19 protein-coding genes and 1 pseudogene are annotated in these 22,941 nt (G+C 68.4%); 12 read left to right on the top strand and 8 right to left on the bottom strand.

The window, feature by feature from the left end:
* Positions 1-63 precede the first annotated feature (63 nt).
* From ACQPYY_RS22875 to ACQPYY_RS22865, 3 genes are all read left to right on the top strand, one after another.
* On the top strand, positions 64-1,428 hold the full coding sequence (locus ACQPYY_RS22875) for an FAD-binding oxidoreductase (protein WP_433590936.1): 1,365 nt from the start codon (positions 64-66) through the stop codon (positions 1,426-1,428).
* A gap of 126 nt (positions 1,429-1,554) precedes the next feature.
* Positions 1,555-2,433 carry an SPFH domain-containing protein gene (locus tag ACQPYY_RS22870; RefSeq protein WP_433590935.1) on the top strand — a complete coding sequence of 293 codons (879 nt, stop codon included), beginning with the start codon at positions 1,555-1,557 and terminating at the stop codon, positions 2,431-2,433.
* Positions 2,433-2,597 (top strand): hypothetical protein, encoded by a 165-nt coding sequence (locus ACQPYY_RS22865; RefSeq protein WP_357097856.1) that lies wholly within the window; start codon positions 2,433-2,435, stop codon positions 2,595-2,597. The genes ACQPYY_RS22870 and ACQPYY_RS22865 overlap by 1 nt, the downstream gene beginning before the upstream one ends.
* 101 nt (positions 2,598-2,698) lie before the next feature.
* Here the strand turns inward: ACQPYY_RS22865 and ACQPYY_RS22860 are convergent, their stop codons facing one another.
* Positions 2,699-3,571, bottom strand: coding sequence for a class I SAM-dependent methyltransferase (locus ACQPYY_RS22860; RefSeq protein WP_433590934.1), 873 nt, complete (start codon positions 3,569-3,571; stop codon positions 2,699-2,701).
* A 267-nt stretch (positions 3,572-3,838) separates the two neighbouring features.
* On the opposite strand from ACQPYY_RS22860, the gene rpsA reads away from it, so the two are divergent.
* Complete coding sequence (gene rpsA, locus ACQPYY_RS22855) at positions 3,839-5,305, top strand: 30S ribosomal protein S1 (protein WP_357285909.1); 1,467 nt, start codon at positions 3,839-3,841, stop codon at positions 5,303-5,305.
* A gap of 183 nt (positions 5,306-5,488) precedes the next feature.
* Positions 5,489-7,012: a phospholipase C gene (locus ACQPYY_RS22850; RefSeq protein ID WP_433590933.1), complete on the top strand. Its 1,524-nt coding sequence runs from the start codon at positions 5,489-5,491 to the stop codon at positions 7,010-7,012.
* 115 nt (positions 7,013-7,127) lie between these two features.
* Here the strand turns inward: ACQPYY_RS22850 and ACQPYY_RS22845 are convergent, their stop codons facing one another.
* Complete coding sequence (locus ACQPYY_RS22845) at positions 7,128-7,346, bottom strand: hypothetical protein (RefSeq protein WP_433590932.1); 219 nt, start codon at positions 7,344-7,346, stop codon at positions 7,128-7,130.
* Between the two features lie 288 nt (positions 7,347-7,634).
* Between ACQPYY_RS22845 and coaE the strand changes: the two are divergent.
* Positions 7,635-8,579 (top strand): annotated as a pseudogene (gene coaE / locus ACQPYY_RS22840) (dephospho-CoA kinase); the annotation flags it as partial.
* A gap of 76 nt (positions 8,580-8,655) precedes the next feature.
* Here coaE and ACQPYY_RS22835 read toward each other — a convergent pair.
* Positions 8,656-9,180 carry a DUF402 domain-containing protein gene (locus ACQPYY_RS22835; protein WP_357097843.1) on the bottom strand — a complete coding sequence of 175 codons (525 nt, stop codon included), beginning with the start codon at positions 9,178-9,180 and terminating at the stop codon, positions 8,656-8,658.
* Between the two features lie 212 nt (positions 9,181-9,392).
* Here ACQPYY_RS22835 and ACQPYY_RS22830 point away from each other — a divergent pair, with 212 nt between their 5' ends.
* Positions 9,393-9,869, top strand: coding sequence for a hypothetical protein (locus ACQPYY_RS22830; protein WP_379106854.1), 477 nt, complete (start codon positions 9,393-9,395; stop codon positions 9,867-9,869).
* A 73-nt stretch (positions 9,870-9,942) separates the two neighbouring features.
* Here ACQPYY_RS22830 and ACQPYY_RS22825 read toward each other — a convergent pair whose 3' ends face one another.
* Positions 9,943-10,527, bottom strand: a complete 585-nt coding sequence (locus ACQPYY_RS22825; RefSeq protein WP_433590931.1) for a DUF402 domain-containing protein — start codon at positions 10,525-10,527, stop codon at positions 9,943-9,945.
* Positions 10,528-10,914: 387 nt separating this feature from the next.
* Here ACQPYY_RS22825 and uvrB point away from each other — a divergent pair, with 387 nt between their 5' ends.
* Positions 10,915-13,080, top strand: a complete 2,166-nt coding sequence (uvrB, locus tag ACQPYY_RS22820) for an excinuclease ABC subunit UvrB (RefSeq protein ID WP_433590930.1) — start codon at positions 10,915-10,917, stop codon at positions 13,078-13,080.
* Positions 13,081-13,175: 95 nt separating this feature from the next.
* Here the strand turns inward: uvrB and ACQPYY_RS22815 are convergent, their stop codons facing one another.
* Entirely contained in the window at positions 13,176-13,646 is a 471-nt protein-coding gene (locus ACQPYY_RS22815; protein WP_433590929.1) for a VOC family protein, read from the bottom strand.
* 56 nt (positions 13,647-13,702) lie between these two features.
* On the opposite strand from ACQPYY_RS22815, the gene ACQPYY_RS22810 reads away from it, so the two are divergent.
* The 3 genes from ACQPYY_RS22810 to ACQPYY_RS22800 all read left to right on the top strand — a co-directional run bounded on the left by ACQPYY_RS22810 (position 13,703) and on the right by ACQPYY_RS22800 (position 15,877).
* The gene (locus tag ACQPYY_RS22810) at positions 13,703-14,566 is read left to right on the top strand and encodes an AraC family transcriptional regulator (protein WP_433590928.1); all 864 of its coding nucleotides are present in this window, start codon (positions 13,703-13,705) and stop codon (positions 14,564-14,566) included.
* An 89-nt stretch (positions 14,567-14,655) separates the two neighbouring features.
* Entirely contained in the window at positions 14,656-15,075 is a 420-nt protein-coding gene (locus tag ACQPYY_RS22805; RefSeq protein ID WP_379106843.1) for a DoxX family protein, read from the top strand.
* A gap of 349 nt (positions 15,076-15,424) precedes the next feature.
* Entirely contained in the window at positions 15,425-15,877 is a 453-nt protein-coding gene (locus tag ACQPYY_RS22800; RefSeq protein ID WP_357097823.1) for a universal stress protein, read from the top strand.
* 113 nt (positions 15,878-15,990) lie between these two features.
* On the opposite strand, the gene ACQPYY_RS22795 is transcribed toward ACQPYY_RS22800, so the two are convergent.
* Positions 15,991-18,276: a HelD family protein gene (locus ACQPYY_RS22795; protein ID WP_379106841.1), complete on the bottom strand. Its 2,286-nt coding sequence runs from the start codon at positions 18,274-18,276 to the stop codon at positions 15,991-15,993.
* A 158-nt stretch (positions 18,277-18,434) separates the two neighbouring features.
* Positions 18,435-19,769 carry a diguanylate cyclase domain-containing protein gene (locus ACQPYY_RS22790; RefSeq protein ID WP_433590927.1) on the bottom strand — a complete coding sequence of 445 codons (1,335 nt, stop codon included), beginning with the start codon at positions 19,767-19,769 and terminating at the stop codon, positions 18,435-18,437.
* Positions 19,770-20,090: 321 nt separating this feature from the next.
* Here ACQPYY_RS22790 and ACQPYY_RS22785 point away from each other — a divergent pair, with 321 nt between their 5' ends.
* The gene (locus ACQPYY_RS22785) at positions 20,091-21,092 is read left to right on the top strand and encodes a beta-ketoacyl synthase N-terminal-like domain-containing protein (RefSeq protein WP_433590926.1); all 1,002 of its coding nucleotides are present in this window, start codon (positions 20,091-20,093) and stop codon (positions 21,090-21,092) included.
* 50 nt (positions 21,093-21,142) lie between these two features.
* Here ACQPYY_RS22785 and ACQPYY_RS22780 read toward each other — a convergent pair whose 3' ends face one another.
* Positions 21,143-22,891, bottom strand: coding sequence for a GAF domain-containing sensor histidine kinase (locus tag ACQPYY_RS22780; protein ID WP_433590925.1), 1,749 nt, complete (start codon positions 22,889-22,891; stop codon positions 21,143-21,145).
* Positions 22,892-22,941 lie beyond the last annotated feature (50 nt).

Genomic DNA, 22,941 nt, shown 5'->3' with positions numbered 1-22,941 from the left:
ATTCTAGCCTCGAGAAGAACTATCTGTTGGAGTTATTGTTCCGAGGCGAGCAGGGTGGGAGGCATGACGAAGACAGCGATCACCGAACTGCCCGCCACCACCGGACTCGTCTTCCAACCCGGCGACACCGGCTACGACGCCGAGATCGCCGGATTCCAAACCGCTTACACCCACCGGCCCGCCGTCGTGGTGGCCGCGGCCCACGCCGAGGACGTCCGCGCCGCGGTGGAATACGCGGCGCGGCAGGGACTTCCGGTCGCCGTGCAGGCCACCGGGCACGGCCTGTCGGTCGCCGCCGACGGCGGCGTGCTCATCACCACCCGCCGCCTCACCGACATCCGCGTCGACGCGGACGCGCGCACCGCCCGCGTCGGGGCGGGCGTGCGGGCCGGAGCCCTGATCGAGGCGGCCGCCGCGCACGGACTGGCGCCGCTGAACGGCTCCTCGCTCTCGGTCGGTGTGGTCGGTTACGTCCTCGGCGGCGGCATCGGCATTCTGGCTCGCGAATACGGTTACGCCGCAGAGCATGTGCGGGCCGTCGAGATCGTCACCGCCGACGGTCGCCTGCGCCGCCTGACGCCCGGGGACGAGCTGTTCGGCGCGGTGCTGGGCACCGGCGGCAACTTCGGCGTGGTCACCGCGCTGGAACTGGACCTGTTGCCCGTCACCCGGGTCTACGGCGGCCAGTTGCAGTTCGACACCGCGCTGGTCGCCCCGGCGCTGCAGGCCTGGCGCCGGTGGACCCGGCAGGCGCCCGAGACCGTCACCTCGGCCATCACCATGCTGACCTTCCCCGACCTCCCGCAGGTGCCCCCGCACCTGCGCGGGCGGTACGTGGCGACCATCAATGTCGCCTTCACCGGCACCGAGGCCGAGGGCGAGCGCCTCGTCGCGCCGCTGCGCGCGGTCGGGGAGCGCGTGACCGACGACCTGCGGATGATGCCCTACGCGGAAAGCCATGCCATCTACCGGGATCCCGATCACCCGCACGCCTACACCGCCACCAACGCGCTGCTCTCGGATCTGCCCGCCGATGCCGCCGACGCTTTCCTGGCGGCGACCGGACCCGAGGCCGCGCTGCCCACGGTGGCCGGATTCCGGCACCTCGGCGGGGCGCTGAGCCGCCCGGGCCCGCACGGAATCTCGATGGACCACCGCGACGCGCGGTACATCGCGCGGGTGCTGGCCATGCCGCGGCCGGACAACGCCGACGCGGTGCGCGATCAGCTGGCGCTGGCGCGAAAGACGGTGCGGCCGTGGACCGTCGGTCACAACCTCAACTTCCTCTACGGCAGTGGTGACCAGGCCGACGAGGCGCAGACCCGCGCCGGGTACAGCCCCGCCACCTACGACCGGCTGGCCGCGCTCAAGACGAAGTACGACCCCGCCAACCTGTTCCGCAACAACCGCAATATCCGCCCGAATTGATCGGCCGGGACCCGAAACCATGTGCCCCGCCGCACCTTTGCGCGGCGGTGCACGCTGCTTTCACGCTTGCCGCGCCGGCACGGCCGCGCTATCGTCGTGATATCACTTCGATACTAGGAGAGTGTCATGGAGATGCGTCGGGCCTTCCGGTTGAACGGGTTCCTCCTGCTGGGGGTCTTCATCCTGCTGGTGGTCGGAATCGTGCTGGAGTCGCACGCGCTGAGCAGCGGCGGCGCCACCGGAGGTGCGCGGACCGTCATCGGCATCGCGCTGGCGGTCACCATCCTGGCCGCGGTGCTCGCCGCCAGCGGCTTCATCACGGTGAATCCCAACCAGGCCAAGGTGATCCAGTTCTTCGGCCGCTACATCGGCTCGGTCGACGAGTCCGGCTTCCACTGGGTGACCCCGCTGTCCAGCCGCCGCGGCATCTCGCTGCGCATCCGCAACTTCGAGACCCAGAAGCTGAAGGTCAACGACCTGGACGGCAACCCGGTCGAGATCGCCGCGGTCGTCGTCTACCAGGTGGTGGACAGCTACAAGGCCGCCTTCGCCGTCGACGACTACGAGGACTTCGTGCGCACCCAGTCCGAGACCGCGGTCCGGCACCTGGCCACCACCCACCCGTACCAGACCGACGACGCGAGCACCTCGAGCCTGCGCGACGGCGCGGAGGTCGCGGGTGAACTGACCGCGGAGCTGCGCGCCCGCACCGAACTGGCCGGCATCGAGATCATCGAGGCCCGCATCACCCACCTCGCCTATGCGCCGGAGATCGCCCAGGCCATGCTGGTCCGCCAGCAGGCCGCCCAGGTGGTCGCCGCCCGCAGCCGCATCGTCGAAGGCGCGGTCGGTATGGTCGGCATGGCGCTGGACCGGCTCGCGGAACAGGGCGTGGTCGACCTGGATGAGGAGCGCAAGGCGGCGATGGTGTCCAATCTGCTGGTCGTGCTGTGCGGGGACCGCTCCGCCGCACCCGTGGTCAACGCCGGCACCCTCTACGCCTGATGTCCGCCGCCAAACGCGAGCCGAAACGCGTGCTGCTGCGCCTGGACCCGGCCGTCCACGACGCCATCGCCAAATGGGCGGCCGACGACCTGCGCAGCATCAACGCCCAGATCGAGTACGCGCTCCGGATGGCTCTCAGACAAGCGGGCCGCGAACCCAAATAGTCACGACACCGGTTCGGCACTGTCGATCCGGTAGCCCCCCGGACGGGACCAGCCGCGCACGCCGCGGCTCGGTCCCGTTCCGGCCGTCGGGTCCGTCGGTCTCAGTTCGCTTTCTCTGTGACGAAAATAGCTGTGCCGGGGAAGATCTCGCCCCGGAGAGGGCTCCACTGGCCCCATTCGCGGTCGAGCCATTCGGGCCAGTCGGGTTCGATGATGTCCTTCACGATCAGCCCCACGGCGACGATCTCGCGGACGCGGTCGCCGATGGTGCGGTGGTGCTCGACGTAGGTGGGCTCGCCGTCGGGGCCGACCTCCACATAAGGAGTGCGGTCGAAATAGGGGATGGTGGCGCGCAGGCCGCCGGGGCCCGGATCGTCGGGGAAGATCCAGCGCATGGGGTGATTGACGGAGAAGACCCAGCGGCCGCCGGGACGCAGGACGCGGTGGACCTCGCGCATCACCCGGGCCGAGTCGGCGACGAAGGGGACCGCGCCGAAGGCCGAGCAGGCCAGGTCGAACGATTCGTCGGCGAACGGCAAATCCTCGGCTCCCGCCTGGATCAAAGGGACGCGGGGTCCGCCCGCCGCCATCGCGGCCAGACCGCGGTCGAGCATGGAACGGGAGATATCGAGGCCGACCGGGTGCGCGCCGTGCGAGGCGAGCCAGCGCGAGCAGGGTGCCGAGCCGCAGCCGATCTCCAGGATCCGCTTGTCCTCTATATCACCGAGCAGATGCCAGTCACCCTCGTGCAACCCCTCCGGGCACCACACGAACTCGCCGGCGGGGGAGTCCACGCCGAGGAAGTCGGCGTGCGTCTCGTGATAGGCCGCCGCGTCGGCGTCCCACCACTTGCGGCTGGCGCGCTGACTCGACTCCGAATCGACCTTGGCGCGGGTCACTCCCACCGTGCCGAGCAGGGCATTGGCCTGGGCGTGCCGGACGTCGTCGGGGGTGGCAGAGTGATCTTCGGACATGGGCACACCCTAGCGAGGCTTGCGATGAGACCCATGTTTGCTTGGTACAACACCCGTCGCGTACGCTGTTTTCCGCGAGTGTCTTCTGTACCCGGTTTCTCGAGACCGCGTAGAGCAGATAATCGTGCTGTGAGTCCGCAAGCTGTCTTTGGAAGTTACAGCCACGGCAGCGTTGTGCAACGTTAGATCCATTGCCCGCTGTTCGCAGCAAAACCGAAAGTCCACATGTCCACTACCGACCACAATCCGTCCGGAGCCTCCCAACACATGCCCACCACTGTCACCTCGCCGCAGGTTGCCGTCAACGACATCGGCACTGCCGAGGACTTCCTCGCCGCCATCGACAAGACCATCAAGTACTTCAACGACGGCGATATCGTCGAAGGCACGATCGTCAAGGTCGATCGCGATGAGGTCCTTCTCGACATCGGTTACAAGACCGAAGGCGTGATCCCGTCTCGCGAACTGTCCATCAAGCACGATGTCGACCCCAATGAGGTCGTTTCCGTGGGCGATGAGGTCGAGGCCCTCGTTCTCACCAAGGAGGACAAGGAAGGCCGCCTGATCCTGTCGAAGAAGCGCGCTCAGTACGAGCGGGCTTGGGGCACGATCGAGGAGCTCAAGGAGAAGGACGAGGCCGTCAAGGGCACCGTCATCGAGGTCGTCAAGGGCGGCCTGATCCTGGACATCGGTCTGCGCGGCTTCCTCCCGGCGTCGCTGGTCGAGATGCGCCGTGTCCGTGACCTCCAGCCGTACGTCGGCAAGGAGATCGAGGCCAAGATCATCGAGCTCGACAAGAACCGCAACAACGTGGTCCTGTCGCGTCGCGCCTGGCTCGAGCAGACCCAGTCCGAGGTCCGCAGCGAGTTCCTGCACCAGCTGCAGAAGGGCCAGGTCCGCAAGGGTGTGGTCTCCTCCATCGTCAACTTCGGTGCCTTCGTGGACCTGGGTGGCGTGGACGGTCTGGTGCACGTCTCCGAGCTGTCCTGGAAGCACATCGACCACCCGTCCGAGGTTGTCGAGGTCGGCAACGAGGTCACCGTCGAGGTTCTCGACGTCGACCTGGACCGCGAGCGTGTCTCCCTGTCGCTCAAGGCGACCCAGGAAGACCCGTGGCGTCAGTTCGCCCGCACCCACGCGATCGGTCAGATCGTGCCGGGCAAGGTCACCAAGCTGGTTCCGTTCGGTGCGTTCGTGCGCGTCGAAGAGGGCATCGAGGGCCTGGTGCACATCTCCGAGCTGGCCGAGCGCCACGTCGAGGTCCCGGACCAGGTTGTCGCCGTCGGCGACGACGCCATGGTCAAGGTCATCGACATCGACCTCGAGCGTCGCCGGATCTCGCTGTCGCTGAAGCAGGCCAACGAGGACTACACCGCCGAGTTCGACCCGTCGAAGTACGGCATGGCCGACAGCTACGACGACCAGGGCAACTACATCTTCCCCGAGGGCTTCGACTCCGAGACCAACGAATGGCTCGAGGGCTTCGAGAAGCAGCGTGAGGAGTGGGAGACCCGGTACGCCGAGGCCGAGCGTCGCCACAAGATGCACACCGCTCAGATGGAGAAGATGGCCGCCGACGCCGCCGCCGAGGCTGCCAACGGTGGACCGCAGAACTACTCCTCGGAGTCCGGTTCGCAGGCTGCCGCTTCGTCCTCGGACGCGCCGGCCGGTGGCTCGCTCGCGAGCGATGCGCAGCTGGCCGCGCTGCGTGAGAAGCTGTCGGGCAACGCCTGATTCGCTGATCCGCGTTAAGCGATAATAACGAAAGTCCCCTGGTCCTCGACCAGGGGACTTTCGTTTACCAGCGGTTCGCTGCGCTGTCATGATGCGCGGGTTGGATACGAACTGGACGTGCGACCGATCCGTGTCGGCGCCGTCCCTTCACTGTCACTTCTAGCGGGAAGGCACCACCGGAGCATGGGCGTGTTCGCCGGAGTCAACAGGCGGGAATTTCTGGCGAAAGCCATGGCAGCGGGCGGTGCCGGCGCGCTGGCGTCGGTCGCCGGACCGATCATCGAAAAGGCTTACGCCGCAGACCCGGCGGGCATGGGCGGCCTCGGCGACATCGAGCACTTCGTATTGCTCATGCAGGAGAACCGTTCCTTCGACCACTACTTCGGCACCATGTCCGGCGTGCGCGGGTTCGACGACCCGTCCCCGGCCTGGAACCAGTACGGCTACACCCCCGGCGTCGGCCCCACCGCGGACGGCTTCGTCAACCCGTTCCGCCTCGACACCACCCGCGGCGCCAGCCTCGACGGTGAGTGCATCAACGACCCGGACCACAGCTGGGCGGCCATGCACAAGGCGTGGAACGACGGCCGCAACGACGGCTGGATGCCCATGTCGATCGCCTCGGTCGGCCCCGGAAACGCGCCCGCCGCAATGGGTTACTACACCCAGGCCGACATTCCGGTGCACTGGGACCTGGCCGATGCCTTCACCCTGCTCGACAACTACCACTGCTCGGTGCTCGGCCCGACCGACCCCAACCGGTTGTATTGGATGTCGGCCACGATCGACCCCGACGGTCACAACGGCGGCCCGCTGCTCGAGACGCCGACCCTGATCCCGCAGAACGCCTACAGCTGGCGGACCATGCCGGAGAACCTCTCCGATGCCGGCGTCAGCTGGAAGATCTACAACAACCGGGACGTCGGTCCGCTGTCGTCGGTGATCCTGGACGGCATGATGGGCTGCTTCAAGCAGGCCGCCGACCCGAATTCCGAACTGGCCCGGCGCGGTAAGGCCCCGGCGTATCCGCAGGACTTCGCCGCCGACGTCGCCGCCAACCAGCTGCCCGCCGTGTCGTGGGTGATCCCGTCGCTGCTGAACTGTGAACACCCGGCGCTGCCACCGGCTTTCGGCGCGGTCGGCATCATGCAGGTGCTCGACATCCTCACCTCCAACCCGGCGGTGTGGGAGAAGACCGCGCTGATCATCAGCTACGACGAGAACGGCGGCTTCTTCGACCACGTCACCCCGCCGACCGCGCCCGCGGGCACGCCGGGGGAGTACGTCACGGTGCCGATCGACAAGAAGCACGAGGGCATCACCGGGCCGATCGGTCTCGGCTACCGCGTACCGGGCCTGGTCATCTCGCCCTACAGCCGGGGCGGCCTGGTCGCCTCGGAGACCTTCGACCACACCTCGCAGCTGCGACTCCTGGAGCGCCGCTTCGGAGTCGACGTGCCGAACCTGACCGCGTGGCGGCGCAGCGTCACCGGTGACATGACCTCGGCCTTCGACTTCGGTTCCGGCCCCGATGCGTCCAAGCCCGTGTTCGCCCCGGCGGACCGGAAGGTCAACGACGCCATCGCGCAGTGCGGTCCGAACATCGCCCTCGGGACCGCGACCGTCGGCACCCCGTACCCGGTGCCGCCGAACTCCATGCCGCGTCAGGATCCCGGCACTCGGCGCAAGCCCAGCGGCCTCGTGTAATTCCGCTGCCGCGTAAGGAGACACGCGCACAACGCAGTGGCTCGGTCCGGTTCGGACCGAGCCACTGCGTATGTATGTGGCGAATCAGGGAGCGGTGCTGGAGATTCCGGCGGAATCAGCCGACGGTGGCAGGCACCCAGCGGCGGACGACGCCGGACTCGGGTGACTGTTTTCGCCTGGCGGTCGCGCTGTGCCGGGCCGGGCTGAACAGCGCGGTCAGCCAGGACCGTCCGTGCTCGGCGAGAGCGGCTGCGACGGCGGGGATCTCGATGCAATGCACGTTGCCCGCCAGGCCCAGACGGTGGCGACCCGTCTGGAGGTTCTTGGTGCTCACTGATGTTCCTTCTCTTGCGTGTTAACCGGCCTGAAGATCGCCTGCGGCGAACGATAGCCGAACAAAAGTGTGCGTCACCGAATTTTGCGGGGCGTGTGCCCCGGCGTGTCGGAATGTTGCCGACAAACGGTCGGGATTGGCCGGAAAAGTTGCGAAATGATCTCACCGGCATCACGGAACGGGCAAGGACTGTGCTTGCAGGTGAAACGACCGGGTCGAGTGGGTAATCGTGGCAGGCCGAGTAACCCTGGCACGCGCCGGAACCGGCGGCGGTGCGAGACTGGTCGAATGTTGCGAATCGGTCTCACCGGAGGCATGGGCGCGGGCAAGTCCACCGTGGCCCGCATTCTCACCGAGCGCGGAGCCGTGCTCGTGGACAGCGATGTCATCGCGCGCGAGGTGGTCGCCCCCGGCACCGAGGGCCTGGCCGCCCTGGCCGCCGCGTTCGGCGACGACATCCTCGCCGCCGACGGCAGCCTCGACCGGCCCGCTCTGGCGGCCAAGGCCTTCGCCACCGACGAGGCCCGCGCCACCCTCAACGGCATCACCCACCCGCTGGTCGGCAAGCGCACCGCCGCGCTCATCGCCGCCGCGCCCGCCGACGGCATTGTGGTGCAGGACATTCCGCTGCTGGTCGAGAACGGCCTGGCGCCGTTCATGAATTTGGTGGTCATCGTGGACGCCGCTGAGGAGACCCGGGTGCGCCGCTTGGTGGAGTTCCGCGGCATCGACGAGGCCGACGCCCGCGCCCGCATCGCCGCCCAGGCCACCGACGCCCAGCGCCGCGCCACCGCCGACGTTCTGCTCGACAACAATGGCGCGACCGGCCTGATCGACGCCGAGGTGCACCGGCTGTGGGACGAGCGCCTCGTGCCCTTCGAACGCAATCTGCGCACCCGCACGCCCGCCGCGCGGCCGGAACTGCCCGTGGTGGAAGCGAATCCGGAATGGCCCGCGCAGGCGCGGCGGGTGATCGCCCGCCTCGCGCTGGCGTGCGCGGCCGACGCGGCGAGCATCGAACACGTCGGGGCCACCGCCGTGGCCGGCAAGCCCGCGGCCGACGTCCTCGACATCCGGATCACGGTCGCGGCCGGGGTGGACCCGGAGTCGCTCCGGGATCGCTTGGCGGACATCGGTTTTCCGCCGGTCGCCGCGAATGATCCGCCGGCCGCGGGCGTCGAGCTCGCGGCGGGGGAGCGGCTGCACGCCAATGCCGACCCGGGTCGTACGGTCAACCTGATCATCGGCGCCTAGCCGACGAGAAGGGCCGTCGGCACCCCTCGGTGCGGACGGCCCCTGGTTTCTCGGTCTACATCCAGGTGAGTGTGATGCCCTGGGCGGCCAGCCAGTCCTCGAAACTGTGTCCGTGCGCGGCGATTCCGTCGATGGTCGCGGTGGCGGACTCGATGGCCTGCTGGGCCTCGGCCAGGGTCAGGTAGTCGGCGGCGTGGGCGGCCAGCAGCTCGTCCACGTCGAGTAGCTCCACCTCTCTGCCCTGCCGCACCACCAGATCCAGGTAGTGGTCCACCGACTTCCACCGCTTCGGCCCGACCTGCGCGAACTCGCCGATGTCGATGTAGTAGTCCTGGTCGCGCAGATGCGCGGGGGTGAAGTGGAAGACGGTGGCGCGCAACGACACCGTGGGCAGCAGCCAGGATTCGATGTAGTGGAACTCGGGATGGTCCGAGGTGCGGGCCATGTACAGCCCCCACGGCTCCACCTGGTAGCGCTCCACCTGCCGCACGAAACCCTTGGGATCGATATTGGTGAGCTCGTCGATATTGAAGTACTCCACCTTGGGTCGGTGCAGATCCACCGCGGGCGCCCGAGTCATGTCATTCAGCATCGCGTGTCGAGCGGCGGTCGTCCAGGGGAGCGGGGGTGGCATCGCTCGCAGATTGCTGGAATCCGGTGCGGAGCGGGGCGAATATTCCGAAAACTCTATTTGAAGCGCGCGTGTTTCGCTATGGTTCGGTTGCGCTGTATCGTCGCGCACGACGACCCGCCGTTTCGTGGGCGGGGCCTCAACCGTAAGGGAATACCTGCATGAGCGAACAGAAAACCCGTGCCCGCCGGGTCGGCATGGGCCTCACGACCTTCGGCGCGGTGGCTGGGACCATCGTCCTGGCCGCGCCCCAGGCCGGTGCGTGGCCGACCGGCCTCGAGGTTTCCGGCACCAGCCACAATGTCGGCTGCTCCTACACGCTGACCGCGTCCATCGACGTCGACCGGCTGCTGTCGGTGGCCTTCCGTGACAACGGCGCCGAGCTGCCGGGCAGCCCGGTCACCCCCTCGCTGCTGAGCGGGAAGGTCACCATCAACTGGACTCCGAGCACCGCGGGCAAGCACACGCTGACCGTGACCCAGACCCTGATCTCGAAGTCGATCGACGTCGACGTGGCCGAGGCCAACCCGCTGACCAGCACCGGCAGCGTCGGCTGCGGCCTGAGCAGCGGCTCGAGCAGCCTGTTCCCGAGTCTGTCGGGCGGTCTGAACGGCCTGCTGCCGAGCATCTCCGGCTAGTCGGAGGGCGGAGATACCCGCAAGACCTCGCCCGGTCCGGATCCATCCGGACCGGGCGTTCGCGTTCCCGGGGTCAGAGCCAGGTGAGGGTGACGCCCTTGGTGGCGAGCCACCGGTCGACATCGTGCCCGCAGGCGCCGAGGCCGTCGACCACGGAGGCCGCCCGCTCGATGGCCCGGTGGGTCTGCGCGGTGTCGAACTGCCCGGCCGCGTGCGCGGTCAGCAGGTCGTCGATGCCGAGCAGTTCGGGCGCGCGGCCGGGCCGGGCCACCACGTGTAGGTAATGACTCTCGGCGCGCCACTTCTTGTCCTCGCACGGCCCGTACTCGCCGATGTCGAGGTAGTGGGTCTGGGTCCGATCGTGGCCCGGGCGCAGGTGATACACGGTGGCGCGCAGCGACAGTTCGGGCAGCAGCCAGGACTCGACGTAGTGGTACCGCGGATTGTCCACTGTCCGTTCGATATACAGACCGAACGGTTCGGCCTGTAAACGCTCCACGGGGTGCAGAAACCCGCGATAATCGGTCCACGACAGATCCGCGAGATTGAAATACTCGAGTCTGGGGCGATGCGGGGACACCGCGGGGGTGTCGTCGGTCGTCCGGTGCGGGCGCGCGCCATTGGTGGAATTCCGCTGTGGCGTAAACAAACCGGTCATCGCCATGCCTTCTCTCGAATCGTGCGACCAGCGAGCTCAGAGTACACCTGGAACCTGGGATTCAAACCGTCGTGAACGGACTGAGATCTACGCGACACCGATCGGCATGGACGGTCTGAAATCCGTTGGGGTAACGGTCAATTCAGACATTAGAAGTCCTTTACCGAAATGAGTACCGGACTAGAGAATTCGGAGCCGTCGCGCGATTGGACGGGTGGGCTCCGCGCGGGCAGCCATCGCGCGGCGACGAGTCCGATCGTGACCCGGGGCCCTGCCGACCGTGACCCGGGGCCCTGCCGATCGTGACCCGGGTCACGGCCGGGTCCGCCTCGGTGAACAGGCGAGCGGCTGGGTGTTCTTGTCGGTGGTCCGTCCTAGGCTGGTGCCATGGCTTTCGCAACCGAGATCCCGGACGACCTGCCGCTGGCCCATTCGGAGCATCGGCCCATCGGTGAGGTCGAGCGGACCGACAGCCAGTTCCAGGTGGTCAGCGAACACGTTCCGGCCGGTGACCAGCCGGCCGCCATCACCGAACTCGAGCGGCGCATCCGCGCGGGGGAGAAGGACGTGGTGCTGCTCGGCGCCACCGGTACCGGTAAGTCGGCGACCACGGCCTGGCTGATCGAGCGGTTGCAGCGGCCCACCCTGGTCATGGCGCCCAACAAGACCCTGGCCGCGCAGCTGGCCAACGAGCTGCGCGAGATGCTGCCCAACAACGCGGTCGAGTACTTCGTCTCGTACTACGACTACTACCAGCCCGAGGCCTACATCGCGCAGACCGATACCTATATCGAGAAGGACAGCTCGATCAACGACGACGTCGAGCGGCTGCGCCACTCGGCGACCTCGAGCCTGCTCTCGCGCCGCGACGTCGTGGTGGTCGCGTCGGTGTCGTGCATCTACGGCCTCGGCACGCCGCAGTCCTATCTGGACCGGTCGGTGCAGCTGGAGGTGGGCACCGAGATCGATCGGGACCGGCTGCTGCGCCTGCTGGTGGACGTGCAATACACCCGCAACGACATGTCGTTCACCCGCGGTAGTTTCCGGGTGCGCGGCGATACCGTCGAAATCATCCCCTCGTACGAGGAATTGGCGGTGCGCATCGAATTCTTCGGCGACGAGATCGAGGCGCTCTACTATCTGCACCCGCTGACCGGTGATGTGGTGCGTCAGGTGGATATGGTCCGGATTTTCCCGGCCACCCATTATGTGGCGGGTCCCGACCGTATGGAACGCGCGGTGCGCGACATCGAGGCCGAACTCGAGACGCGGCTGGCGGATTTGGAGAAGCAGGGCAAACTGCTGGAGGCGCAACGGCTTCGGATGCGCACCCAATACGACCTGGAGATGATCAAGCAGGTCGGTTTCTGCTCGGGTATCGAGAATTACTCGCGGCATATCGACGGGCGGCCCGCGGGTTCCGCGCCCGCCACTCTGCTGGATTACTTCCCCGACGATTTCCTGCTCGTCATCGACGAATCCCACGTGACCGTGCCGCAGATCGGCGGCATGTACGAGGGCGACATGTCCCGCAAGCGCAACCTGGTCGAGTACGGCTTCCGGTTGCCGTCGGCGGTGGACAACCGGCCGCTCACCTGGGAGGAGTTCGCCGAGCGGATCGGGCAGGCGGTGTACCTGTCGGCCACCCCCGGCCCGTACGAATTGGGCCAGACCGGAGGTGAGTTCGTCGAACAGGTGATCCGCCCGACCGGCCTGGTGGACCCGCACGTGGTGGTCAAGCCGACCAAGGGGCAGATCGACGATCTGGTGCACGAGATCCGGCTGCGGACCGAACGCGACGAACGCGTCCTGGTCACCACGCTGACCAAGAAGATGGCCGAGGACCTCACCGACTATCTGCTGGGACTCGGTGTGCGGGTGCGGTATCTGCACTCGGAGATCGACACCCTGCGCCGCGTCGAATTGCTGCGGCAGTTGCGCCTGGGCGAATACGACGTGCTGGTCGGCATCAACCTGCTGCGCGAGGGCCTGGACCTGCCCGAGGTGTCGCTGGTCGCCATTCTTGACGCCGACAAGGAGGGCTTCCTGCGCTCCTCCACCAGTCTCATCCAGACCATCGGCCGCGCGGCGCGCAACGTGTCCGGTGAGGTCCACATGTACGCGGACAAGATCACCGACTCCATGCGCCACGCCATCGACGAGACCGAGCGCCGCCGGGCCAAGCAGGTCGCCTACAACGAAGAGCGCGGCATCGATCCGAAACCGTTGCGCAAGAAGATCGCCGACATTCTGGACCAGGTGTACCGCGAGGCCGAGGAGACCGAGGTCGAGGTGGGCGGCTCGGGCCGCAATGCCAGCCGCGGTCGCCGCGCCCAGGGCGAGCCCGGACGCGCGGTGAGCGCCGGCGTCTACGAGGGCCGCGACGTGCGGAACATGCCGCGCGCCGAACTCGCCGACCTGATCAAGGACATGACCGCGCAGATGATGAACGCGGCCCGCGAACTGCAGTTCGAGCTGGCCGGGCGCCTCCGCGACGAGATCGCCGACCTGAAGAAGGAACTACGCGGCATGGACGCCGCCGGTCTGTCGTGACGGGAACGCTTCGGCCGGAAGGGGTTACGCGACCCGCTTCCACGGGCGTGTGGGGCGCGGGGCCCGTCGGGACTCCGCGCACCCACTCCCGGTGCTCAGGCTTGCTCCGCCATCCATTCGTTGACGCGGCGTTCGGCCTCCTCGCGGGAGACGTCCTCGACGCGGGTCATGACGATCCAGCGGTGGCCGAACGGATCCATGACCCGGCCGTAGCGGTCGCCGGTGACGAAGGTCTGCGGCGCGGAGACGAAGCGAGCTCCGTTCTCGGTGGCCAACGTCGAGACCGCGTCCACATCGGGGCAGTAGTGCACCACGCTGGTGTGGACCCAGTCGTCGGCGGGCGCGCGCAGGCCCTCGTCGGGCATCGGCATGCCGACCTGGATGGTGGAGTCGCCGATCAGCAGTTCGGCGTGCGCGGCCTGGCCGTCGGGAAGATCGTTGCGGCTCAGCACCTTCGCGCCGAACACGGCGCTGTAGAAGTCGATGGCCGCATTGGCGTCGGGGACGGCCAGGAAGCAGGTGATGGAGTGGTAGTCCTGCGGGATCGGATTCACTGTGTCGCTCATGGCTACTACCTTCCTCGGCGCGGCCGCGATGGTCTTGTAAGAAAGCGACAGCGGCGATGACCAGCGCTGACAATCCCGAAAACCGGTTCGCGCCCCGGCCGGTGCCGCCGCCGGAGACCGCCAAGGGCATCCTGCGGCCGCGCCAGCAGAACGCTGCCAACAACCACGCTCGCCTGCCCGCGGGCGAACGGGTGTCGCGCTATGTCGAGTGGTACTGGGCGGTCCGCTGGGATCGCCGGGGTGAGCCGCCGTTCTCTGCGGAGGTGCTGCCGTACCCGTGCGTGAACCTGACCTTCGAGCGCACCCACGAACGCACCGGCGCCTTCGTCACCGGCGTGTGGACCACCAAGTACGTGCGCGAATTGGCCGGGGCGGGTGAGACGTTCGGGGTGAAGTTCCGGGCGGGCGGCTTCGGCGCGTTCACCGGGCTGGATGTGGGCGCGCTCAGCGACACCTCGGTCCCGGCGGCCGAGATCTTCCCCGCCGCCGACACTCTGGCCGAGGCCGTGCTCGCCACCGGCGACCCGCTGCTCCGCCGCGAGCTGATCGAGGATTTCCTGGTGGCGGCTCAGGGCGTCGAGGGCGACCAGAGCGCCTACCGCCAGGTGCTGGCGATCATCGAGGCCATGGAGCACGATCGCGACCTGACCCGGGTGGACCAGGTCACCGAGCGTTTCGGTATCCCGGTCCGCACCCTGCAGCGCCTCTTTCGCCGCTATGTCGGGGCGGGCCCGAAGTGGGTCCTGCGCCGCTATCGGCTGCAGGACGGCGCGCACCTGCTGGCCGAGGGCCGCACCTCGGACCTGGCCGCGCTGGCCCTCGAGCTCGGCTATTTCGATCAGGCGCACTTCTCCAACGAGTTCGCCAAGGAGATCGGAATGCCTCCGCTCGAATACGCCCGCATCTCGCTACCATCCTGACAAACTGGCTGGTACGGGAATAGCGGTGGACCTGATGAGGTTGGTTGCCATGTCACCCAATGGCATATCGACCATCGAAGGAGCGGGCCATGGACGTGCTGGTGTTGATCGGACGGATCCTGTTCGCATTGCTGTTCCTCGGCTCGGGCTTCGGGCATCTGGCGCAGCGGGCGTCGATGGCGCAGTACGCGCAGTTCAAGGGCATACCGATGCCTACCCTGGCGGTGCCCGCCTCGGGTGTTCTGCTGCTGGCCGGCGGGTTGAGCGTGCTGCTGGGCGTCTGGGCCGACCTCGGGGCACTGCTGCTGATCCTGTTCCTGGTACCGACCGCCTTCCTCATGCACGCCTTCTGGAAGGAGACCGATCCCGAGGCGAAGCAGGGCGAGATGGTGCACTTCAACAAGGACATCGCGCTGGCGGGCGCGTCGCTCATGCTGTTCGCCTTCTTCGCCCATGTCGGCCACGATCTCGGATTGACGCTCACCGGACCGCTTTTCGACCTCTCCTAGGAAATCCGCGGCGACCGGCAAATCGAAGTCACTGATTCCCGGGCCGTTCGTTGTGACGTGACACAACGAGCGGCCCGCGGACATTTCGGGCTTGTGACGAATCTCCCAGGCGTGCAAGGCTGTTGACATTGTGTGTTCCGCGTCGCGATCGCCGGGAAATTCGCTGGTAGCCGGGGCCGTGTTCGGGGAGCGCCGGGAATGTCACAGTCGCCGATCCCGCCACGCAGTGTGATGTGTTGCGATATCGAATATTTCCGCCGGTTATGCCGCTATTGTCAGGCGAAGTTGCCGCGGTGAAAACCCCACTGTCGAGGATTCCGCGGCCCCGACCCTTGTACTTGGAGGAGAAATGACCGCCTACCGGACGATCGTCGTCGGTACCGATGGCTCGGACTCGTCGTACGTCGCCGTCGAGCGGGCCGCGGCTCTGGCCGGCGACGAGGGCGCCACGCTGTACATCGCCTGCGCCTACTTCCCGACCGACGACCGCGATGTCGCCGCGGCCGCGGACGTGCTGAAGGACGAGGCCTACCAGGTGCGCGGCTCCGCGCCCACCAGTGAGATCCTGCGCGTCGCCCGCGACAAGGCCGTCGCCCTCGGCGCGGTGAACGTCGTGGAGAAGCCTGTCGTCGGCGAGCCGGTCGAGTCGCTGCTGGACCTGGTCAAGGACGTGGAGGCCGACCTGCTGGTTGTCGGTAACCGCGGCCTCAACACCCTGGCCGGTCGCCTGCTCGGCTCGGTGCCCTCGGACGTGGCCCGCAAGTCGCGTTGCGACGTGCTGATCGTGCACACCGTGCGCTGAGTGGGGCTGCCGCCCCACACCCGGGAGGAAATCGGGGGCCTGGCCCCCGAACCCCCGTTCCTACGAAGCGGCCGAGCCCACCGGGCTCGGCCGCTTCGCTGTTCGCGGGCGGGTCACGCCAGCCGGTGCAGGACCTCCGGCAGGTCCTCGGTGTGCACGACGGCCAGCCGCTGGGTGGCGCGGGTCAGCGCCACGTACAGGTCGTTGAGTCCGCGCGGCGATTCGCTCAGGATCCGGTGCGGTTCGGCCAGGATCACCGCGTCGAATTCCAGGCCCTTCACGTCGTGGACGGTGAGCACCCGCGTCGAATCATCCGACAGGTGACCGAGTTCGGCGGCCAGGTCGTGCGGCACGATGACCGCCGTGGTGCCGGGATGCTCGGCCTCGGCCGCGATCAGCCGCTTGACCTCGTCGGCCAGCTCACCCGCCGTCACCCGGGTCGCGGCCGGATCGAAGCCGGAGTCACGGACCGAGCGCGGCGCGGGCGCGGCCGGATCGATGGCGGCCAGCACGTCCCCGGCCACCGCCATGATCTCCGAGGGCGTGCGGTAGTTGACGGTCAGCTCGGTGAGCTTCCAGCGTTTGGCCACATACGGTTCCAGCACCTGCTGCCACGACGAGGCGCCCGCCGGATCGCCGGTCTGGGCGACGTCGCCGACCGCGGTGATCCACCGATTCGGGATGCGGCGCATGACCATCCGCCATGCCATGGCCGAAAGCTCCTGCGCTTCATCCACGATGACGTGCCCGTAGGTCCAGGTGCGGTCCCCGGCGGCGCGTTCGGCGGTGGTCTGGCGGGTGCGGACCTGCTGACGCTCGGCGAGCTGGGAGGCGTCGATGAGGTCGTAGGCCATGAGCAGTTCGGGGTCGAGGTCGTCCTCGAGATCCTGTGGCGCGGAACCGGTCAGGATGTCGAGGGCGTCCTGCGCCTCGGCGAGCTGGGCCCGCCAGCGGCGGCGGGCGCGCTCGCGCTCCTCGCTGTCGTCGATGCCGAGCAGTTCGGCCAGTTCGTCGAGCAGCGGCGCGTCGGCGTCGCTGAACTCGCCGCTGTCGGAGCGCCGCAGTTCGGCCCGATCGGCCGCGCTGAGCTGTCCGGCCGCGTTGGCCAGGCGTTTGGGGTCGGCCCACAGCCCGCCCAGCACCTCCTGCGGGCTGAGGATCGGCCACAGTCCGGCGATGGCGCGCTGGATCTCGGCGTCGGCGCGCATCTCGTCGCGGATCTCGGTGAGATCGGTCTGGCTCAACAGGTTTCGCCCGCCCAGCGGGTTCGAGCCGATGGCGGCGGCGAGCTGATCGGTGAGCGCGTCCACCACCGCGGCCGCGAAGATGGGCCGGGCCAGGTTGTGCGGGCGGCGCGAGGAGCGGGCGCGGCCGCGGGCCTTGGTGACGATCTTGCGGTCGAGTTCGAGCTGGTGGCCGTCGAAGTAGAGCGGGATGGTCTCGCGCGGCACGTCCTGCCAGTCGCGCACCGCCTTCTTGAGCACCTCGAGCATGTCGAGGGAACCCTTGAGTTCCCCGGCGCGCAGCGAATCCTCCAGTGTCGCTTGCACTCCCGGGTACAGGTTGCCGACGGTGGAGAGCAGCACGCCGGTCTCACCGAGCGAGGGCAGCACCTGCCCGATGTAGTCGAGGAAGGTGGAGTTCGGCCCGATGATCAGCACACCGGCCTTGTCCAGCTGCTGGCGGTAGGTGTAGAGCAGATAGGCCGCGCGGTGCAGCGCCACCGCGGTCTTGCCGGTGCCGGGCCCGCCCTGCACCACGAGCACGCTCTTGTGCTCGGAGCGGATGATCGCGTCCTGCTCGCTCTGGATGGTCTCGACGATGTCGTTCATGTGCCCGGTGCGCGCGGCGTTGAGGGCGGCCAGCAGCGCGCTCTCGCTGCCGACCCCGCCGTCGGCGCCGATCACCCCCGCCGCCTGGGCGGCCTCGAGGCTCAGGTACTCGTCGTTGACCCCGGTGACCTTGCGGTTGCGGGAGCGGATGTGGCGCCGCCGGGTCACCCCGTCGGGGGCGGCGGTGGTGGCCAGGTAGAACGGCCGGGCCAGGGGAGCGCGCCAGTCCAGCAGCAGTGTCTCGTAGTCGGCGCTCTCGTCGAGGATGCCGATGCGGCCGATGTAGCGGTTCTCGCCGTCGCCGTCGTTCTCGCCCGGGGCGATGTCGATGCGGCCGAAGCACAGGCCGTGTTCGGCGGCGTCGTACTTGGACAGATCCTCGGAGTAGAGCTGCGTGAACGACTCGCGCTCACTGCGCGCCTGCGGGGTGCCGCCGGTTTCCAGGAGCACGGTGCGCAGCCGCCGCTGGGCGTAGGCGCGCATGCCGTCGAGCTGTTCGTAGAGCTTCGTGAGGTACTGCTGCTCGCGTTCCAGGTCCGGAGATGCCGCGTCAGCGGAATCGGGCACAGAACGCTCCTCGGTGAGGTCGGGCAAGACGGAACTCCTTGTTCACCACGTCCGCCGTGCGGGGACGGCGCGCGAAGCATCGAGAACAGAGTTGTCGAGTCTAGTGCGCCTTGCTTGCCCGCGCCGTATCGCCAGGTGACGAGGCGTGGGTGTCCGGGTTACGAGGCGTGGGTGCTGTCGGTGCGCCGCGCCAGCGGACTGTTGTGGTGGTTGGGCGGCTTGGCCCGGTACATGGCCAGGTCGGCGTCGTGCAGCACGGCTTCCGGTGTGCGGGTGTCGCCGGCGTGCAGATGGGTGACGCCGACGGAGGCGTCGACCTGGATGCGGTGTCCGCGCGCGACGATCGGCTCGGAGGTGGCCTGCCGCAGCCGGGCGATGAGGGCGTCCAGATCGTCGCCCAGGGTGCGCCCGGACAGCAGTACCAGGAACTCGTCGCCGCCGATGCGGCCCACCACGTCGTCGGCGCGCAGCCCGCGTTGCAACCGCTGGGCCACGATCTGCAGGACGGTGTCGCCGATGGCGTGGCCGAGGGTGTCGTTGATGGTCTTGAACCCGTCCAGGTCGATGAACAGCACGCTCGACACCGGCAGCGTCTCGGTGGTGCCCAGCGCCGCCGCCAGCTTCGACAGCACCAGCGACCGGTTGGCCAGCCCGGTGAGCGGGTCGTGGGTGGCCTGGTACTCCAATTGCCTTCGGCTGGCCCGGAATTCGGTGATGTCGTTGAACGAGGACACCGCCGGGGAGTTCGGGTCCTCGGGGTTGAGCAGGCGGCTGTTGGCCGAGAGCCAGCGCCGCTGCCCGTCGGGGCGGTCCAGCCCGAACACGAACCGCGTCACGTCCTCGCCGGTGGCCAGGGTGCGGATGACCGGATACCAGGTCGAGGGCATGGGCTGGGCGTTCGCGTCGAGCAGGCACAGTGGCAGGTCGTCGATGTGGGTGCCGATCAGGTCCTCGGCGTCGTAGCCGAAGATGCGGCGCGCGGCCGGATTGGCGGATTCGATGCGGCCGTCGCGGCCGATCACCACCACGCCCTCGTCCAGCTGCGACACCACGGAGGTGAAGAACTGCTCGGCGCGCCGCTGGGCGGCCTCGGCGCGGCGCTGCGGGGTCAGGTCGTGCACGACGACCTGATAGGCCAGATGGTCGTGCCAGGCGGTCAGCACCGACACGGTCTCGACCTCCACCGAGTGCCCGTCGCAGCGCAGCAGGGTCATCTCGGCGGGGTCGGAGGCGTTGCCGGCGATGGTGAGCCGACGGATGCGGTCGAGCATGGCTGCGACCGACGGCGGCGCGACGAACTCGGTGACGGGCCGCCCGATGACGTCCTCGGGTTCTGCGGCCGCCAGCATGCGCAGCAGCGCCGGATTGGCGTAGACGATCATTCCGCGTTCGTGGACCACGATCCCGTCCGGGCTGTAGTCCACCAGGGACCGGTAGCGCTGGGCCAGCTGTTCGGCGTCGGCCGGGAGGTTTGCCCGATCGTTACCCACCATTTCGTTCACCCCCTGATCGTCGGTGCGGAACACGTCGATGGAGCACGGCACCATTCTGTTATCTGGAAATTTGCTGCTGCAGCTTGCCGACCGTATTGAATGAATTACCGGAGAGGAGCGATGTAAATGCCTGGCACTATCCCCGTCCCGATTGCCGACGGTCAGCATCAAGATCATATGACGATTGCCGGTATCGGTGCCGTGACCGGGTACGGCTGGGGCCGAGAAACCCTCTGGGAGGGTTTGCTGAGCGGCAAATCCGCAGCCCGGCTACATCCAGGGTACGGGCCCGGACGCGATCGGCACGGGTGGATTGCCCGCGTGCCGGAGGGCGGTGATCCGGACTTACCGCCGAGCCGCTACCTCCGCGCGGTCCTGGACTCCGCGCGCGAAGCGGTCACCGACGCCCGCGGCCGCGGCTGGAGGCCCGGCCGGACCGTCGGACTGCTGCACGCGATCGTGCTCGGCAACCTCGACGAGTGGCAGGAGTTCTTCACCGTCGACGGCGGGCAGCGGCGCTCACGCGACTATCTGCGGCTGATCCCCTCGACCCCGGTGTCGATGCTCATGAGCGAGTTCGGCTTCCACGGCCCGGCCATGAACGTGAGCGCCGCCTGCTCCTCGCTCAACGTGGCCCTGGTCACCGCCCGATTATGGATGGACCACGGCCTGGCCGACGATGTTCTGGTGGTCGCCACCGACCTGTCGGCCTCCCCGGACATGGTGCAGGCGTTCGTGAATCTGGGCGCGGCGGTCTTCGACGCCGATCCGCTGGAGGCGTGCCGGCCGTTCCAGGAGGGCAGTCGCGGCTTCGTCTTCGGAGAGGCGTCGGTCGCGTTGATGCTCACCCGCGACGCCGACCGCCCCTACGCGGCGGTGCTCGGCGGGGCCATGACCAGCGACGCCTACCACGTCGTCTCGGTGGAGCCCTCGTACGAGCAGATCTTCGACTGTGTGCACTTCGCCCTCGCCGCGGCGGACGTCCGCCCCGAGGAGATCGCCTGCCTCAGCGCCCACGCCTCCGGCACCGCCCAGTGCGACGCGGCCGAAACCGCGCTGCTGGCCCGGATTTTCGACGACCGCCCGCAGGTGACGGCGCTCAAGCCGCTGGCGGGGCACTGCCAGGCCGCCTCGGCCGGGATCGAGGTGGCCGCCGCGGCCATGGGCTACGAGCGCGGTGTGCTGGTGTCCGCGCCGATCGTCGCGCCCACACGGGCCCGCCTGGTGGACGGTGTGGAACCCGGCATCCGCGGCCTCACCCTCAAGACCGCGCTCGGCATGGGCGGCAACAACAGTGCGGTGGTGCTCGGCCCGATCGTGTGACGCCGGTCGGTGCGATCGCGTGACACGGTCGGTGCGGTCGCGTGACACGGTCAGTGCAGCGGCACCGACCAGTGCAGTTTGGTCCCCGTGGTGGTGATGTCCTCGTCGTCGTCGCCGCTGTCGGCGCGGCGCGGGTACACCGCCAGCCGCCCGCCCGCCTGCTCGGCGCGGCGCGCCAGATTGGTGAGCCCGCTGGGCGTGATCGAGTCCGGGATCCCGCGGCCGTTGTCGGCGACCACGATGGTGAGATCGTCGGCCACCCCGATGTCGATGGTGATGGTGTCGGCCCCCGAATGCCGGACCGCGTTCGAGACGGCCTCGCGCACAACGGCTTCCGCGTGATCGGCGAGCGCGGGCTCGACCACCGACAGCGGCCCGGTGATGTGCATGAGCGCCCGGATGTCGGTGGCGGTGGTCTGCTGCTTGACCGCGCGCTCGATGCGCTGGCGCAGCCGGGTGCTGTGCCCGTCGCCGCCGTGCAGGTCGAAGATCGAGGTGCGGATCTCCTCCACCACGTCTTGCAGATCGTTGATCGAGTCCGCGAGCCGGCGCTGCACTTCGGGCACCCGTGCGCGCGGCACCGTGCCCTGCAGCGCCAGCCCGATGGCGAACAGCCGCTGGATGACGTGGTCGTGCAGATCGCGGGCGATGCGGTCGCGGTCGGTGAGGATGTCGAGTTCGCGCATGCGCCGCTGTGCCACCGCCAGCTGCATGGCCAGCGCGGCCTGATCGGTGAAGGCGGCGATCAGCTCCACCAATTCGTCCGAGTAGGGCGCGGATTCGGCCGAGCGCAGCGTGATCAGCACGCCCAGGGTGGAATCGGGGGTGTGCAGCGGCAGCACCAGGGCCGGGCCGATATCGGCGATCGGCGTGCCCAGGTCGATGTGGCGGCCGTCGTCGAAACGCAGCGGGGTGCGGGTGGTGAGGGCCTGGCCGACGGCGGTCTCGATGGTGCGCACCGCGTGCCCGGCGGGCGGCTCGCCCGGCCCGGACCACTGCGCCACCACCAGCTCGGTGACCCGCTCGGGCGCTTCCTCGGGATCGGCGACCACGGCCAGCAGCGCCTGCTGGGAGGCGGTGAGTTCGCGCGCGTGCGCCACTACGTGCGCGAGCACCTTGCTGGGTTCGGTGTCGGCCAGGAATTCGGTGGCGATGTCGCGGGTGGCCTCGATCCACGCCTGCCGGGTGCGGGCCTGCTCGTAGAGCCGGGCATTGTCGACGGCGATGCCGGCCGCGGCGGCCAGCGCCTGCAGCAGCACCTCGTCGTCCTCGGTGAAGGGGTGCCCGCCGGATTTCTCGGCGAGATACAGGTTTCCGAAGATCTCACCGCGGATGCGCACCGGCATGCCCAGCAGGGTGCGCATGTCCGGATGGTGCTCGGGAAACCCGACGGCGGCGGGATGGCGGGTCAGATCGTCCAGGCGCAGCGGTTCGGGCTTGTCGAGCAGCAGACCGAGCACGCCGTGGCTCTCGGGCATCGCCCCGATCTTGACCCGGGTCTGCTCGTCGATGCCGTGGAAGATGAACTGGCTGGGCTGTTGTTCGTGCCCGAGCACCGCCAGCGCGCCGTAGCGGGCGTCGACCAGGATGGTGGCCGCGCGCACGATGGTGCTCAGCGTCTGGTCCAGATCGAGCCCGGAGGTGACCAGCAACATCGCCTCGACCAGCCCGTCGATCCGATCGCGGGCGTCGATGATCTGTTCGACTCGGTCCTTGACCTCGGTGAGCAACTCGCGTAATCGCAGCTGCGACAGCGTTTCACGCACCGAGTAAGGGCCGGTGCGGGGAGTGTCGTGCATGTATGTCCTGCGGTCCGGCGGATACGCCACGTCAGCGCGATTCTATGCGC

Origin of the sequence: Nocardia sp. CA-145437 (assembly GCF_050956485.1) — a bacterium.
GTDB lineage: Bacteria > Actinomycetota > Actinomycetes > Mycobacteriales > Mycobacteriaceae > Nocardia.
This window is presented reverse-complemented; position numbering and strand designations above follow the sequence as displayed.

Bases quoted from the DNA above. Each gene is read 5' to 3' on its own strand.
- ACQPYY_RS22875 (WP_433590936.1), top strand. From the start codon at position 64: ATGACGAAGACAGCGATCACCGAACTGCCCGCCACCACCGGACTCGTC.
- ACQPYY_RS22870 (WP_433590935.1), top strand. From the start codon at position 1,555: ATGGAGATGCGTCGGGCCTTCCGGTTGAACGGGTTCCTCCTGCTGGGG.
- ACQPYY_RS22865 (WP_357097856.1), top strand. From the start codon at position 2,433: ATGTCCGCCGCCAAACGCGAGCCGAAACGCGTGCTGCTGCGCCTGGAC.
- ACQPYY_RS22860 (WP_433590934.1), bottom strand. From the start codon at position 3,571: ATGTCCGAAGATCACTCTGCCACCCCCGACGACGTCCGGCACGCCCAG.
- rpsA (WP_357285909.1), top strand. From the start codon at position 3,839: ATGCCCACCACTGTCACCTCGCCGCAGGTTGCCGTCAACGACATCGGC.
- ACQPYY_RS22850 (WP_433590933.1), top strand. From the start codon at position 5,489: ATGGGCGTGTTCGCCGGAGTCAACAGGCGGGAATTTCTGGCGAAAGCC.
- ACQPYY_RS22835 (WP_357097843.1), bottom strand. From the start codon at position 9,180: ATGACTCGGGCGCCCGCGGTGGATCTGCACCGACCCAAGGTGGAGTAC.
- ACQPYY_RS22830 (WP_379106854.1), top strand. From the start codon at position 9,393: ATGAGCGAACAGAAAACCCGTGCCCGCCGGGTCGGCATGGGCCTCACG.
- ACQPYY_RS22825 (WP_433590931.1), bottom strand. From the start codon at position 10,527: ATGACCGGTTTGTTTACGCCACAGCGGAATTCCACCAATGGCGCGCGC.
- uvrB (WP_433590930.1), top strand. From the start codon at position 10,915: ATGGCTTTCGCAACCGAGATCCCGGACGACCTGCCGCTGGCCCATTCG.
- ACQPYY_RS22815 (WP_433590929.1), bottom strand. From the start codon at position 13,646: ATGAGCGACACAGTGAATCCGATCCCGCAGGACTACCACTCCATCACC.
- ACQPYY_RS22810 (WP_433590928.1), top strand. From the start codon at position 13,703: ATGACCAGCGCTGACAATCCCGAAAACCGGTTCGCGCCCCGGCCGGTG.
- ACQPYY_RS22805 (WP_379106843.1), top strand. From the start codon at position 14,656: ATGGACGTGCTGGTGTTGATCGGACGGATCCTGTTCGCATTGCTGTTC.
- ACQPYY_RS22800 (WP_357097823.1), top strand. From the start codon at position 15,425: ATGACCGCCTACCGGACGATCGTCGTCGGTACCGATGGCTCGGACTCG.
- ACQPYY_RS22790 (WP_433590927.1), bottom strand. From the start codon at position 19,769: ATGGTGGGTAACGATCGGGCAAACCTCCCGGCCGACGCCGAACAGCTG.
- ACQPYY_RS22780 (WP_433590925.1), bottom strand. From the start codon at position 22,891: ATGCACGACACTCCCCGCACCGGCCCTTACTCGGTGCGTGAAACGCTG.